The 14,282-nt window shown below is 34.5% G+C and carries 12 protein-coding genes; all 12 read right to left on the bottom strand.

The annotated features are described in order from the left end of the window. Positions 1-7: 7 nt before the first annotated feature. The 12 genes from ruvA to nrfD all read right to left on the bottom strand — a co-directional run bounded on the left by ruvA (position 8) and on the right by nrfD (position 14,259). Positions 8-589, bottom strand: a complete 582-nt coding sequence (gene ruvA, locus K8B81_RS05345) for a Holliday junction branch migration protein RuvA (protein WP_223679614.1) — start codon at positions 587-589, stop codon at positions 8-10. A gap of 63 nt (positions 590-652) precedes the next feature. Then, entirely contained in the window at positions 653-2,944 is a 2,292-nt protein-coding gene (locus K8B81_RS05340) for an NADP-dependent malic enzyme (protein ID WP_223679612.1), read from the bottom strand. Positions 2,945-3,097: 153 nt separating this feature from the next. After that, the gene (locus K8B81_RS05335) at positions 3,098-3,523 is read right to left on the bottom strand and encodes a CBS domain-containing protein (RefSeq protein WP_223679610.1); all 426 of its coding nucleotides are present in this window, start codon (positions 3,521-3,523) and stop codon (positions 3,098-3,100) included. Positions 3,524-3,781: 258 nt separating this feature from the next. Then, positions 3,782-4,708, bottom strand: a complete 927-nt coding sequence (queG, locus tag K8B81_RS05330; RefSeq protein WP_223679608.1) for a tRNA epoxyqueuosine(34) reductase QueG — start codon at positions 4,706-4,708, stop codon at positions 3,782-3,784. Then, on the bottom strand, positions 4,705-6,051 hold the full coding sequence (locus K8B81_RS05325) for a cytochrome P450 (protein ID WP_223679606.1): 1,347 nt from the start codon (positions 6,049-6,051) through the stop codon (positions 4,705-4,707). Before K8B81_RS05325 ends, queG begins: the two co-directional genes overlap by 4 nt. 12 nt (positions 6,052-6,063) lie before the next feature. Beyond that, on the bottom strand, positions 6,064-7,086 hold the full coding sequence (gene ruvB / locus K8B81_RS05320; RefSeq protein ID WP_223679602.1) for a Holliday junction branch migration DNA helicase RuvB: 1,023 nt from the start codon (positions 7,084-7,086) through the stop codon (positions 6,064-6,066). A 107-nt stretch (positions 7,087-7,193) separates the two neighbouring features. Beyond that, positions 7,194-8,996, bottom strand: a complete 1,803-nt coding sequence (locus K8B81_RS05315; protein WP_223679593.1) for a cytochrome c oxidase subunit I — start codon at positions 8,994-8,996, stop codon at positions 7,194-7,196. 30 nt (positions 8,997-9,026) lie between these two features. Further along, complete coding sequence (locus K8B81_RS05310) at positions 9,027-10,217, bottom strand: cytochrome c oxidase subunit II (RefSeq protein ID WP_223679590.1); 1,191 nt, start codon at positions 10,215-10,217, stop codon at positions 9,027-9,029. Positions 10,218-10,236: 19 nt separating this feature from the next. Continuing rightward, a complete protein-coding gene (locus K8B81_RS05305) occupies positions 10,237-11,757 on the bottom strand; it encodes a cation-translocating P-type ATPase (protein WP_223679588.1) in 1,521 nt (506 codons plus the stop codon). Positions 11,758-11,784: 27 nt separating this feature from the next. Then, positions 11,785-12,330: a c-type cytochrome gene (locus K8B81_RS05300; RefSeq protein ID WP_025572649.1), complete on the bottom strand. Its 546-nt coding sequence runs from the start codon at positions 12,328-12,330 to the stop codon at positions 11,785-11,787. Positions 12,331-12,338: 8 nt separating this feature from the next. After that, positions 12,339-12,863: a DUF3341 domain-containing protein gene (locus K8B81_RS05295; protein WP_025572651.1), complete on the bottom strand. Its 525-nt coding sequence runs from the start codon at positions 12,861-12,863 to the stop codon at positions 12,339-12,341. After that, positions 12,856-14,259, bottom strand: a complete 1,404-nt coding sequence (nrfD, locus tag K8B81_RS05290) for an NrfD/PsrC family molybdoenzyme membrane anchor subunit (RefSeq protein WP_025572652.1) — start codon at positions 14,257-14,259, stop codon at positions 12,856-12,858. The genes K8B81_RS05295 and nrfD overlap by 8 nt, the downstream gene beginning before the upstream one ends. Between the last annotated feature and the right edge of the window lie 23 nt (positions 14,260-14,282).

Here is a 14,282-nt window from a genome sequence, read left to right as displayed (position 1 = left end):
TAGTAATTTATAAAGCTTTTAAAGCTTTTTTGATAATGGTTTCTACAGTAGCGTCCGGATCTTCTTTTACAATTTTCTCAACAACTTTTTCAGATGTCTTTCTAACAAAACCTAAAACTTCTAAAGCAGATAACGCTTCATCTCGGTTTGTATTGTTTTGAACAACAGAAACTTCATCCAAATCATATAATTTTAAGACTTTTTCTTTCAAATCCAATATCACTCTTTGAGCAGTTTTATTACCAATGCCCTTAATAGACTGAATAACACCAACATCTCCTGAAGCAATTGCATTGATAATTTGCTTTGGATCTATAGATGAAAGCATCGTCCTGGCAATATTAGCCCCAATTCCGGAAACAGATATAAGCATTCTAAATATTTCTCTTTCAGACTTTTCTACAAAACCATATAAAGTATGCGCATCTTCTTTGATTAGAAGATGCGTATATAATTTTATAAAATCAGTATTTGGAAGTAATGAAAAAGTATGCAGGGAGATATTAACCTGATACCCAACCCCTGCACAATCAATAATTACCTCTGTTAGATTTTTCTCCACCAATTTACCCTGCAAATGTGCTATCATAATATTATTTGTGGGGTCAAATATACTAAATTTAAGACAACATTAACAACCGTATAAACCCTCTTATTTCGCTAGTTTGATTTTCTTCAATTCTTTTCCCTGAGCATCAATAACTGCAATTGCTGCCATATTTACCATCTCTTCAACACTGGCACCTAGTTGAAAAATATGAACCGGTTTTCCCATTCCCATCATGATTGGTCCGATAGAATTTACTTTATACAACTCTTTTAATAGTTTGTAAGTAATATTTGCTGCCTCTAAGTTAGGAAATACGAGTGTGTTTACTTTCTTTCCTGCCAATTTAGAAAATTGAAATTTCTCCTCAAGCATTTCTGGATTCAAAGCAAAATCGGCCTGAATTTCGCCATCAACAATCATATCTGGATGATTTTTATGTAAATATGCAACAGCTTCCCTTACTTTTGAAGCATTTTGATGAGTCGATGATCCAAAATTTGAATAAGAGACCATTGCAATAACAGGCTCAATACCAAACATTTTAGCCGTTTTAGCAGTCATAATCGCAATATTAACCAAATCATCCGCAGATGGATTAATGTTTATTGCTGTATCAGCCAAAAACATTGGGCCACGTGCTGTAAGCATCATGTTTGTAGTAGCAACAAGAGATGCACCTTGTGCTTTTTCAATTAACTGCATCATTGGTTTTACAACACTTGGATAACTTCTTGAATATCCTGTAACCAAACCGTCTGCTTCGCCTTCGTTAACCAACATTGCTGCAAAATAATTTCTTTCGCGCATAAATCGCTGAGCATCCAGCAAAGAAACCCCTCTCCTTTCTCTTGTCTCCCAATATGAAGTTGCAAATCTGTTGCGCCTTGCTTCTTCTTCACTTGTCTTAGGATCGATTATTTCAACATCGGCATCAAAACCTAATTCCTTTTTAAGTTCTAAAATGATTTCTTTATTCCCTAATAGAATCGGAAAGCCAATACCTTCTTCGTAAACAATCTGAGCAGCTTTTAAAACATTCAAATGTTCTGCCTCAGCAAAAACCACTCGTTTTGGATCCATTTTTGCACGGTTTGTAATCAAACGGACCATCTTATTATCATTGCCCAAACGTTCCAAAAGCTTTTCTTCATAAGCTGCCCAGTCTGTAATCGGATTTTTGGCAACGCCTGATTCTATAGCTGCTTTCGCAACAGCAGGCGCAACTACGGCAATCAATCTTGGATCAAATGGCTTCGGAATAATATATTCACGGCCAAAACCTAATTTTGTTGCACCGTAAGCCACGTTAACCTGTTCCGGTACAGATTGTTTTGCTAATGAAGCCAGTGCTTTTACGGCTGCCATCTTCATAGCTTCATTAATTTTTGTTGCCCTAACATCCAAAGCTCCTCTAAAAATATAAGGGAAACCTAAAACATTATTGACCTGATTAGGAAAATCTGAACGGCCCGTAGCCATAATTACATCCTTGCGGGTTTCGACAGCTAAATTATAATCAATTTCAGGATTTGGATTTGCCATCGCAAAAACAATTGGACTTTCGGCCATTGAAAGCAGCATTTCAGGTGACAGAATATTTCCTGAAGATAGTCCTATGAAAACATCAGCATCTTTTACAGCATCCGCCAAATCAATTTTATCACCATCTACAGCATATTTCAACTGCAACTCTGAAAGCGAAGGATTATCTTTTGTTAAAAGTCCTTTACTGTTGAACATTAAAACATTCTCAACTTTTACACCAAGCAAAACATATAAATCCGTACAGGCTATAGCAGCAGATCCGGCTCCTGAAACTACAACTTTTATATCTTCAGCTTTTTTTCCTGCCAGTTCAAGTGCATTAATTAAGGCAGCCGAAGAAATAATAGCGGTTCCATGCTGATCGTCGTGCATTACCGGAATATCTAACTCCTCGATCAGCCTTCTTTCTATTTCGAAAGATTCAGGGGCTTTTATATCTTCTAGATTGATTCCTCCAAAAGTTGGGGCAATATTCTTTACAGTCTGAATAAATTCTTCAACATCTTTTGTTCCGATTTCAATATCGAAAACATCAATATCAGAGAAAATTTTAAAAAGCAAACCTTTTCCTTCCATTACCGGTTTTCCTGCTTCAGGACCTATATCCCCCAAACCTAAAACGGCTGTCCCGTTTGAAATTACAGCTACTAAATTTCCTTTTGCTGTGTATTTATAAACATCTTCAGGATTTGCTGCGATTTCTAAACATGGTTCTGCAACTCCCGGCGAATAAGCCAGAGACAAGTCTCTCTGAGTTGCATATTTTTTAGTTGGAACTACCTGAATTTTACCTGGAGTTGGCTCTGCATGATATAATAATGCTTCTCTTCTTTTTGTCTCTTTATTCATTCGTTTTCACTTTAATTATATTCTTACAAAGATATAAGACTTGAAATAAAACTGTTTGTTTTTGAGCATACTTTTACTAAAAATGTTTAAATTTTGGATAAAAAAATAGCCCGATACATTCGGACTATTTATAAACTTTTATTATTTTAATTCTTATTGAGAAATATATGAATTCAAATGATTTATCGTATCCTTTTGCAATTCGATAATAGCTTTTACAACATCACTAATCGAAATAATACCTACAACAATTTCGTTTTCTAAAACCGGAAGGTGTCGTATTCTTTTTGTGCTCATAAGTTCCATACAATTTTCTAAATTATCCGAAAGTTTTACTGTAAAAACAGTGCTTTCCATGATTTCATCAACTAAAGTTTCTTTTGATGATTTATCCTTTAAGACAATTTTTCTTGCATAATCCCTTTCAGACAATATTCCTTTTAACTCAGAATCATCGATAATCAGAATAGCGCCTATATTTTTTTCGCCCATTACCTTCAATGCTTCATAAACAGTTGTTGTTGAACGTACGGAATAAACATTTTTCCCTTTTGCGTTTAATATTTGATTTACAGTCATATCTGAAAAATTTTAAGGATTATAAAGTTAAAAAAAATTAAACATAAAAAGATAAGCCACCACATTTTTTAACACCTAACAAATTCATTTTTAAATCATTACAAGACATTTAACTATTTAGAAATATTCTCCTAAAGAAAAGAATCACTCAGAACCTTTTTTTTGTCAAAAATGCAACGTTTCAGTATTAAGTAAGAGCAAAAGGTCTTTCCTTAACTCAGAAAGACCTTACTGTAAAGTTTTTATTTTTTTCAACTACTACTCCAAAAACTTAATATTTCTCTTCAGACCATCGAATTTAGTTCTCTTAATAGGGGAATTTTTAAAAACTGAGCGAAAAGTTTCCTCTGTTATTTCAATCCAGTCTTTTTTGGAAAAAGAAAGTAACTCAGGATTCGGATTAAATAAAGGTTCAGCATGAGGTTTAGAAAAACGATTCCAGGGACAAACATCCTGACAGGTATCACATCCAAACATCCAATCATCGAATTTGCCTTTCATTTCGTTTGGAATATTTTCTTTAAGTTCAATGGTATAATAAGAGATGCATTTGCTTCCGTCAACGACATAAGGAGCGACTATTGCCTGTGTTGGGCAGGCATCAATACAGGCTGTACATGAACCGCAATGATCCGTTACTGCATGATCGTATTCTAGATCTAAGTCCAGAATAAGTTCAGCAATAAAATAAAACGAACCTACTTTCTGAGTTAATAAATTGCTGTTTTTACCAATCCATCCTAAACCGCTTTTTGCTGCCCAGGCCTTATCTAAAACAGGAGCCGAATCTACAAAAGCACGTCCCGAAACATCCCCTATATTTTCCTGGATTGAATGAAGAAATTCTTTGAGTTTTTCTTTAATTACAAAATGATAGTCCTGACCATAAGCATATTTTGAGATTTTGAAACTTTCATTATTCTGAACCTCTGCAGGGTAATAATTTAGTAAAAGCGAAACTACACTTTTGGCATCATCAACCAATAATGTTGGATCCAAACGTTTATCAAAATGGTTTTCCATATAGGCCATTTGACCATTATGATTATTTTTTAACCATTTCTCCAAACGAGGAGCTTCTTCTTCAAGAAATCCTGCTTTAGATATTCCACAGGAAATGAAACCAAGTCGTTTTGCTTCAGATTTAATAAATTTCGAATATGTCTCTTTAGAATTAATGGTCATCTTTTAGAGAATAGAACTTCAGCCCCAACGGGTTTTAAAGTAATTAACGGATTAAACCGTATTTCATTTTTAGTTGATTTAATCACGTATCTTTTCACAATATAAGAAAGTGTCAGACACATTTCATAAATAGCAAATCCTGCCCCAATACACATTCTTGGCCCGGCTCCAAAAGGATAAAAATATTGCAGCGATTTCTTTTTTTGTTTACCAATAAAACGTTCAGGAATAAACTCATTAGGATTTTCCCAATATTTAGGATTACGATGCAGTTCATAAAAAGAAACACCAATCAGGGTTCCTTTTTTAATATTAAAATCTCCCAGGGTATCATCATCGACATTTTCCCTGTCTGTAATCCAGGCAGGCGGATATAATCGCATTGACTCATTTAAAACTGCATTTGTATACGTCATTCTTTGCAGCTGCTCCACTACATTATCAGTATCTGATTCAATTTTGAATATTTCGTCGAATATCTTCTCCTGTACATCAGGATTATTTCCTAAAAGATGTAAGGTAAAAGTTAAAGCATTAGCGGTTGTTTCATGCCCTGCAATAAAAAGAATTTTTATCTCATCTATTAATTGTTCTACACACATTCCTTCACCACTATCCTCATAACGTGTTTCAAGAAGCATATTCAGCAAATCATTAACTTCTTTTTTTGAAACAATCCTTTCCTCTACAATTTCTCTAATAATTTTATTATTTTCATAAGCCAGCTCAAGATGTTTTTTTACCTGACCACTAATTGAAAACCACCACGCTTTATGTGGAAGCCTAATTTCTTTGATTAAGAAATTCTGAACCTCTTCGATAATAAATTTTATACGATTTAATTTTTCATCAGAGGTAGAAAGCTGAAATAATGATTTAGCCACAACATTAAAGGCTAGTTCGCTCATAACAGGAAAAAGATCAATAGGTTTTTCTGCCACTAGATCATTTAGTTCTGAAGCAATTATCTTTTCCATGTTTTCAACCAGCTCATTCATTTTTTGTTTATGAAAAGCTGGCTGAATGAGCCTTCTTTGTTTTAACCAAAATTCACCATCGACAGTTAGAAGTCCCTTACCTAAATATTTCGAAAGATATACAGACTGAAACTTTGATTTATGATAGTTCTTGTGATTTTTCTGCAAAATATATTCGGCAACATCATTGTCCCTGGACAAAATGATATATTTGGATTTTCCAATTCTAATAGAAAATGAATCCCCTAAAACATTAAAGTACCTATTGTGAAACGGAATAGGATTTTTACGTATCCCTTCAGCATCCAGAAAAAATCTTAAAATTGAAAGCTTATTTGGATAATTATATATTTTACTTAGGGACATTGTATAAATAAATTAAAATAATCCTCCTTGAATATTCGTGTTTATTTTTCCTAAGTGTTTATAGGCTTTATCTGTAACTTCACGACCACGGGGAGTACGCATAATGAAACCTTCCTGAATCAAAAATGGCTCGTAAACTTCTTCAATCGTCTCACTGCTTTCAGAGACTGCTGTTGCCAGAGTAGAAAGACCAACAGGGCCTCCTTTAAATTTATTAATAATAGTTAATAAAATTTTATTATCCATTTCATCAAGCCCATGCGCATCAACATTTAGTGCTTTAAGAGCATATCTTGATATTTCTAAGTCAATAATACCATTCCCTTTTATCTGCGCAAAATCACGTACACGACGTAGCAAAGCATTTGCAATACGAGGTGTACCGCGGCTGCGGCCTGCAATTTCTATTGCTGCTTCAAGATCGATCGGCATTTTCAAAATAGAAGCACTTCTTTCCACAATTGTAGTTAAAAGTTCGGTCGTATAATATTGCAAACGGGACGATATTCCAAAACGGGCACGCATAGGAGCAGTCAATAATCCTGAACGCGTAGTGGCCCCAATTAAGGTAAAAGGATTTAAATTAATTTGAACCGTTCTGGCATTAGGGCCGGATTCAATCATGATATCAATCTTAAAGTCCTCCATAGCAGAATATAAATATTCTTCAACAATAGGACTCAAACGATGAATTTCATCAATGAATAATACATCTCTTTCATCTAGATTTGTCAATAAACCTGCTAAATCACCCGGCTTATCTAAAACAGGACCAGAAGTAATTTTGATACCAACTTCAAGTTCGTTCGCTAAAATATTAGCTAAAGTAGTTTTTCCTAGTCCGGGAGGTCCGTGAAAAAGTGCATGATCAAGTGCTTCTCCTCGCTGATTAGCAGCTGCGACAAAAACCTTTAAATTTTCTAAAACCTGGTCTTGTCCGGCGAAATCATCAAATGACAGCGGACGCAATCTTTTTTCAAGATCTAACTCTTCTGGGTTGTATCCTTTTGTGGTAGGATCTAGATTTTCATTCATTTGACAAAGATATGCAAAGTAATCAGTTTGTAAAACAGTAAAAATTCACAGATAAAAACTTTTACAAAACAAAAAGACCATCATTTCTGATGGTCTCTTAAATATTTTTAGTGATGTAAAACTTCTTCACCTTCTTTCATGGGTACATTTTGAGGAACAAAATCTACATCATGATTTGGATTACTGTAGTCATACGGCCAACGATATACATGAGGAATTTCACCTGGCCAGTTACCGTGAATATGTTCAACCGGAGTTGTCCACTCTAATGTTGTAGATTTCCATGGATTCTGAACAGCTTTCTTACCGTAGAAAATACTACTAAAGAAGTTGTATAAGAATACTAATTGGAACGCACCTCCTACAAGAGCAAATGTTGTAATTAAAACATTCACATTTTGTAAATCATCAAATAATGGGAAGTTTGTATTTGTATAGTAGCGTCTTGGTAAACCAGCTAATCCAATAAAGTGCATTGGGAAGAATACTCCATAAGCACAAACTGCTGTTACCCAAAAGTGAATGTAACCTAAGTTTTTATTCAACATTCTTCCGTACATTTTAGGAAACCAGTGGTAAATACCAGCAAACATTCCGTAAAGTGCAGAAATACCCATTACTAAGTGAAAGTGTGCAATTACAAAGTAAGTATCGTGAACGTTAATATCCAGAGTACTATCTCCTAAAATGATTCCCGTTAAACCTCCAGTAATGAAAGTAGAAACCATTCCAATAGAAAATAACATTGCAGGATTGAACTGTAAGTTACCTTTCCATAAAGTTGTAATCCAGTTAAATGCTTTTACAGCAGATGGAATTGCAATCAATAATGTTGTAAATGTAAATACAGACCCTAAGAAAGGATTCATACCTGAAAGGAACATATGGTGTCCCCAAACAATAGTTGACAAGAATGCGATTGCAAGAACAGACATAATCATCGCTCTGTATCCAAAGATTGGTTTACGTGAATTCGTTGCCATAATTTCAGATACAAGACCCATTGCTGGTAAGATTACAATATAAACCTCAGGGTGACCTAAGAACCAGAATAAGTGTTCAAACAATACTGGAGAACCTCCTTGATAATGTAAAACTTCACCAGCGATATAAATATCAGATAAAAAGAATGAAGTACCAAAACTTCTATCAAAAATCAATAATAAAGCCGCAGATAATAAAACAGGGAATGAGATAACACCAATAATAGCTGTTACGAAAAATGTCCAGATAGTAAGAGGAAGTCTGGTCATAGACATTCCTTTAGTTCTTAAGTTAATTACAGTTACAATATAATTTAAAGATCCCATCAATGAAGATGCAATAAATATCGCCATTGAAACCAACCATAAGGTCATACCCGTACCAGATCCCGGAATTGCTTGTGGCAAAGCACTTAATGGCGGATAAATTGTCCAACCTGCAGAAGCTGGTCCAGCTTCAACAAATAAAGAACACAACATTACTACAGCAGATAAGAAAAATAGCCAGTATGAAATCATATTCATAAATCCTGAAGCCATATCTCTTGCACCAATTTGAAGAGGAATAAGTAAATTACTGAAAGTTCCACTCAAACCCGCCGTCAATACAAAGAATACCATAATAGTACCATGAATTGTAACTAAGGCCAAATAAATATCATTAGCCATTACACCATCAGGTGCGAATTTATCTCCTAATAAAACATTAAATATTTTAAAAGACTCTTCAGGCCAAGCTAATTGCATTCTGAAAAGTAAAGACATTACAATACCAATGATACCCATAATAATACCTGTAATCAAGTATTGTTTAGCAATCATTTTGTGATCAATACTAAAAATATATTTAGTAATGAATGTGTCTTTATGATGATGTTCGTGCTCGTGATCGTGTCCGTGATCGTGACCGTGCGCTTCTGCTGACATATAATTGTACTTTAAATTTTCTTAATAATATTATTTAACCGCAACTTTTGCTACAGCTGCTTTAACAGTATCAATAACTGCCTTTACAGTATCTTTTACCTTTGTAGTTGTATCTGTAGTAGGTTCAGCTCCTTCAGCTGGTTTTTCAGCCGCAGCTGCAGCTTTAATATCCTGAGCTAAAGTTGTTTTTTCACTTAACCATTTTTTATAATCTTCAGGAGAATCAACAACAACTTTCATTTGCATATTGTAGTGGGAAGCTCCACAAATTTTATTACACAACAATAAGTAATCAAATGTATATGGGTCTAAAGCTGTACCTCCTTTTGCTACTAATTCAGCACTTTTTTCATTTCTAAGTTTATTGATATGGGCTACTTTCTCAATCATAAAAGGCAGCTCTCTATATTCAGCAGTAGTATAAGTTGGAATAAAAGCAAATTCTGTAACCATTCCCGGAACACAGTTCATTTGTGCTCTAAAGTGAGGAAAATAAGCAGAGTGTAAAACATCCTGAGAACGCATTTTAAAATGAACTTTTTTCCCTTTTGGAATATGTAACTCAGTTACTACAATATCATCCTGAGCATTAGGATCAGACATATCAACACCCAAAGTATTGATACCCTCAATTAAACGAACATTTGCTTTACCTAAAACATTATCATGCCCTGCATATCTGGCAGTCCATTTAAATTGCTGAGCATATAATTCAATTTCTACTACATCTTCGTCTTTGTCAACAAACATGATGTTATTCCATGCATACAATCCGTAAAGTATTAAGATTGCTAATACAACAGAAGGAATTATACTCCAAATTGCTTCCAATTTATTACTATCAGCAAAAAACAAAGCTTTTTTATCTTTATTTCCTTTATATTTAAAAGAAAACCAATATAATAAACCCTGAGTAATAACCTGAACAGTAAAAATTAATACCCATGTAATATTCATTAAATTATCTACCAAAAGACCATGCTCAGAAGCAGGTGTATGAAGTGCCAAATTACCCCATTTTAGCAGACCGTAAATTGTGAAGATATAAATGAAAGCCAAAAAGCCAAACATAATATATCCCTGAACATTGTTATCATTATCAGACGCTACCTGAGAATCGTCCGAAGAAGCACCAACCTGAGTAAGATCGAAAATCTTGGTCAATTGCCATAATGCAACTGCTAATAAAACTAAAACTATAATTACCAACAAACTTGTCATCTGTTTACTTCTTTAAATATTAATAATGAAAATGTTTACTTTCTTCTATGAAAGGATTTCTTTTTGCTAACAGAGGAGATTTACTCAAAGCAGTAAACACTACGAAAATAAATAAACCTAAGAAGAAAAGAATAGATGCAATTTCAGAAACTCCAATAAACCATCTGTCACCAACGGTTCCAGGCATAATCATATTAAAGAAGTCAACATAGTGTCCTAACAAGATCACAATTCCAGCCATTACAATAACCCAGTTAAGACGTTTGAAATCTGTATTGATTAATATCAATAACGGGAAAACAAAATTCATAACTACAGCACCAAAGAAAGGCAGGTTATATAATTGAATTCTTGTTACGAAATAGGTTACCTCTTCAGGAATATTTGCGTACCAAATCAACATAAATTGAGAGAACCATAAATACGTCCAGAATACGCTAATACCAAACATAAATTTAGCTAAATCATGAATATGGCTTGTATTTACATACTCTAAATATCCTTTAGATTTTAAATAGACTGTAACTAATGCGATAGTAGTAATACCGCTTACAAAGAAAGAAGCAAATACATACCATCCAAATAATGTACTAAACCAGTGAGGATCAAAAGACATTATCCAGTCCCAAGACATAATAGACTCAGAAACTATAAAGAATACTAAGAAACCAGCAGACAACTTAAAGTTCTTTTTGTAATATAAATCATCATTAGCTTCATCCTGAGCCAGACAGTTTTTTCTAGAATAAATACGATATAAGTTCCAGCCTAATAAAAAGATAAATGCTCTGATGATCCAAAAAGGAAAATTTAAATAACCAGATTTTCCAGCAATGATAGCGTCATAATTTGGGCTTTTAGGATCAGTAACACCTTCACCTAACCAAACAAATATATGATTAAAGTGCAATCCACATAAAACCAAAATAATAAAGAAAATGATAGAACCAGCCGGTAAGTAAGCTGTAATTCCCTGCATAACTCTAAACAATACAGGAGACCATCCAGCCTGAGCTACTTGTTGAATAGCATAAAATGCTAAAACTCCCATAGTAAGCAATAAGAAGAAAATACAAGCAACATACAAAGCAGACCACGGTTTATTTTGCAATTGGTGTAAAACATGTTCAGCATGAGCTTTAGGATCATGATGAGAAACTTCTTTGTGCTTTTCTGCTTTTACTTCATGATTAGCAACTGCAGTTTCATGAGCTACTTCTGTTTTTGCTTCGTGAACTGTATCTGCATTTGCAACAACTGAATCTTTATTTACAGCAACCTGTGCATGTGTTTCTTCAGCTACTTCGTGATGAGCAACTTCTTGTGTTTTTTCTTCATGAGTAGCTTCAGCTTTTTCTTCATGATGTGCTGCTGCAGTTTCATGATGCCCACCACCGTGCTCTGATGCTTCTTTTTTAAGAAGAGTTTCTACCTCTTCAATATTTTTAGGAGCGTTTAAAAAACCATATCCAATCCCTAATATACCAACGGCCATTAGAATGATAGAAAAAGTTTTTAATTTACTTGAAAATGTGTACATATCTATTACGATCAGTTTGTTCAACAATTATAATTGGCTTTTTAGTTTTAGAACATAGTCAGCAACTAACCAACGTTCATGGGCACTTAATTGATTTGCATGTGAACCCATTGCATTTAAACCATAAGTTTCTACGTGAAAAATACTACCCTCAGTAATTTCCCTGTCTTTATAGCTAGGTACCCCAAGAAATTTTTCTCTTTCAACCAATTTACCTTTCCCATTTCCAGTTGCGCCATGGCAGCTGATACAATAAATCTCGAAAAGCTGTTTTCCTTTTTCAGAACTTTTTTCTTCCTCAGTCAAAGGTGATTTTAAATTAGCTTTAGCCAATTCATACCCTGCCGTTGAATTTTCGTACTCATAAGGTTCAAAACCTCTGTTAATAGTTCCTTCTACAGGAAGCTGTCCTTCTTTCCCTCCCTTAAATACTTTTGACTCTCCATAAGTTTCATATGCTACAGACTCATACATATTTGGGAAATACTGATAGTTTGGTGCCGAATTATTGTGGCAAGATGAAACTAAAATAGTTATACCAACTAAAAGTGTTATTTTATATATCCTTTTCATAGCTACAATTAATTCTTTTCAATTACTTTAACTTCAACAGCTCCTGTACCTTCAAAGAAAGAAACTAATTCAGCTTCATTATCGTTTACAGCCACTTCCATTAAGAAATGGTCATCTGTTGTTCTTACATCAGGATTCTCTGCTTGTTTAAATGGCCATAATCTACTTCTCATGTAAAAAGTAATAACCATTAAGTGAGCTGCAAAAAATACAGTCATTTCAAACATAATTGGCACAAAAGATGGCATATTTTGTATGAAACTAAAACTTGGTTTACCACCAATATCTTGTGGCCAGTCATGAATCATGATATAACTCATCATTGTTGTTGCAACAGAAATTCCAACACATCCATAAAGGAACGCACAAATTGCTAATCTTGTTGGTGCTAACCCCATAGCTTTATCCAATCCGTGAACTGGGAATGGAGTAAAAACTTCTTCTATATGATGGTGTGCAGCTCTGGTTTTCTTTACTGCGTCCATCAAAATATCATCGTCATTATAAATGGCGTATATTACTTTATTACTCATGATGTGAATCTTTACTATTTGCTCTTTCTCTAATGTAATTATCTCCTGTTCCTTTCAAAATTGTCTTAACCTCTGCCTGAGCAATTACAGGGAAAGTTCTTGAATATAATAAAAACAATACGAAGAAGAAACCAATTGTTCCAATGAAAATTCCAATATCAACAAATGTTGGCGAAAACATTGTCCAGGAAGATGGAAGATAATCCCTATGCAGAGAAGTAACAATAATTACAAATCTTTCAAACCACATCCCGATGTTTACTACAATCGAAATTACAAATGAAAACATGATACTTGTTCTTAGTTTTTTAAACCACATAAACTGGGGAGAGAAAACGTTACAAGTCATCATCGCCCAATATGCCCACCAGTAAGGTCCGGTAGCTCTGTTTAAGAATGCATATTGCTCATATTCCACACCTGAATACCAAGCCACAAATAACTCAGTAATATAAGCTACACCTACGATAGAACCAGTAATCATGATAATGATGTTCATTAACTCGATATGCTGTAATGTGATGTATGCTTCAAGATTAGAAACTTTTCTCATAACGATTAGCAACGTATTTACCATTGCAAATCCCGAGAAAACAGCTCCAGCAACGAAGTACGGAGGAAAAATTGTTGTATGCCATCCCGGAATTACAGAAGTAGCAAAGTCCATAGATACAATCGTGTGTACAGAAAGTACAAGAGGAGTAGCTAAACCAGCTAATACCAAAGATACTTCTTCAAAACGCTGCCAGTCTTTTGCTCTACCGCTCCATCCAAAACTTAAGATAGAATAAACTCTTTTGTTAAATGGAGTAATAGCTCTATCACGAAGCATTGCAAAGTCAGGTAACAAACCAGTCCACCAGAAAACTAATGATACTGAAAGATAAGTTGAAATCGCGAATACGTCCCAAAGTAAAGGGGAGTTAAAGTTTACCCATAAAGATCCAAATTGGTTTGGAATAGGTAATACCCAGTATGCTAACCAAGGACGTCCCATGTGAATAATTGGAAATAGACCCGCTTGTACTACAGAGAAAATAGTCATAGCTTCTGCAGAACGGTTGATAGCCATTCTCCAACGTTGACGGAAAAGTAATAATACCGCAGAAATTAATGTTCCGGCGTGACCAATACCTACCCACCAAACGAAGTTAGTGATATCCCAGGCCCAACCAACTGTTTTATTTAATCCCCATGTTCCGATACCGGTAGATACGGTGTAAATTATACAACCCAACCCCCAAAGGAAGGCTATTAATGCGATTGAAAATACAATCCACCATTGCTTATTTGCAGGACCTTCAACAGGTGCTGCCACATCTACAGTTACATCGTGATATGATTTATCACCTATAACTAAAGGTTTTCTAATGGGTGCTTCGTAGTGAGACGACATAATCCTTTATATTGTTTCTTAAT

It is taken from the genome of Flavobacterium hibisci, from assembly GCF_020026925.1.
Taxonomy (GTDB): domain Bacteria; phylum Bacteroidota; class Bacteroidia; order Flavobacteriales; family Flavobacteriaceae; genus Flavobacterium; species Flavobacterium hibisci.
The sequence above is the reverse complement of the archived record's forward strand: the minus strand, read 5'-3'. Positions and strand labels throughout refer to the sequence as shown.

Coding starts and splice junctions, on each gene's coding strand:
- ruvA (WP_223679614.1), bottom strand. CDS start 589: ATGATAGCACATTTGCAGGGTAAATTGGTGGAGAAAAATCTAACAGAG.
- K8B81_RS05340 (WP_223679612.1), bottom strand. CDS start 2,944: ATGAATAAAGAGACAAAAAGAAGAGAAGCATTATTATATCATGCAGAG.
- K8B81_RS05335 (WP_223679610.1), bottom strand. CDS start 3,523: ATGACTGTAAATCAAATATTAAACGCAAAAGGGAAAAATGTTTATTCC.
- queG (WP_223679608.1), bottom strand. CDS start 4,708: ATGACCATTAATTCTAAAGAGACATATTCGAAATTTATTAAATCTGAA.
- K8B81_RS05325 (WP_223679606.1), bottom strand. CDS start 6,051: ATGTCCCTAAGTAAAATATATAATTATCCAAATAAGCTTTCAATTTTA.
- ruvB (WP_223679602.1), bottom strand. CDS start 7,086: ATGAATGAAAATCTAGATCCTACCACAAAAGGATACAACCCAGAAGAG.
- K8B81_RS05315 (WP_223679593.1), bottom strand. CDS start 8,996: ATGTCAGCAGAAGCGCACGGTCACGATCACGGACACGATCACGAGCAC.
- K8B81_RS05310 (WP_223679590.1), bottom strand. CDS start 10,217: ATGACAAGTTTGTTGGTAATTATAGTTTTAGTTTTATTAGCAGTTGCA.
- K8B81_RS05305 (WP_223679588.1), bottom strand. CDS start 11,757: ATGTACACATTTTCAAGTAAATTAAAAACTTTTTCTATCATTCTAATG.
- K8B81_RS05300 (WP_025572649.1), bottom strand. CDS start 12,330: ATGAAAAGGATATATAAAATAACACTTTTAGTTGGTATAACTATTTTA.
- K8B81_RS05295 (WP_025572651.1), bottom strand. CDS start 12,863: ATGAGTAATAAAGTAATATACGCCATTTATAATGACGATGATATTTTG.
- nrfD (WP_025572652.1), bottom strand. CDS start 14,259: ATGTCGTCTCACTACGAAGCACCCATTAGAAAACCTTTAGTTATAGGT.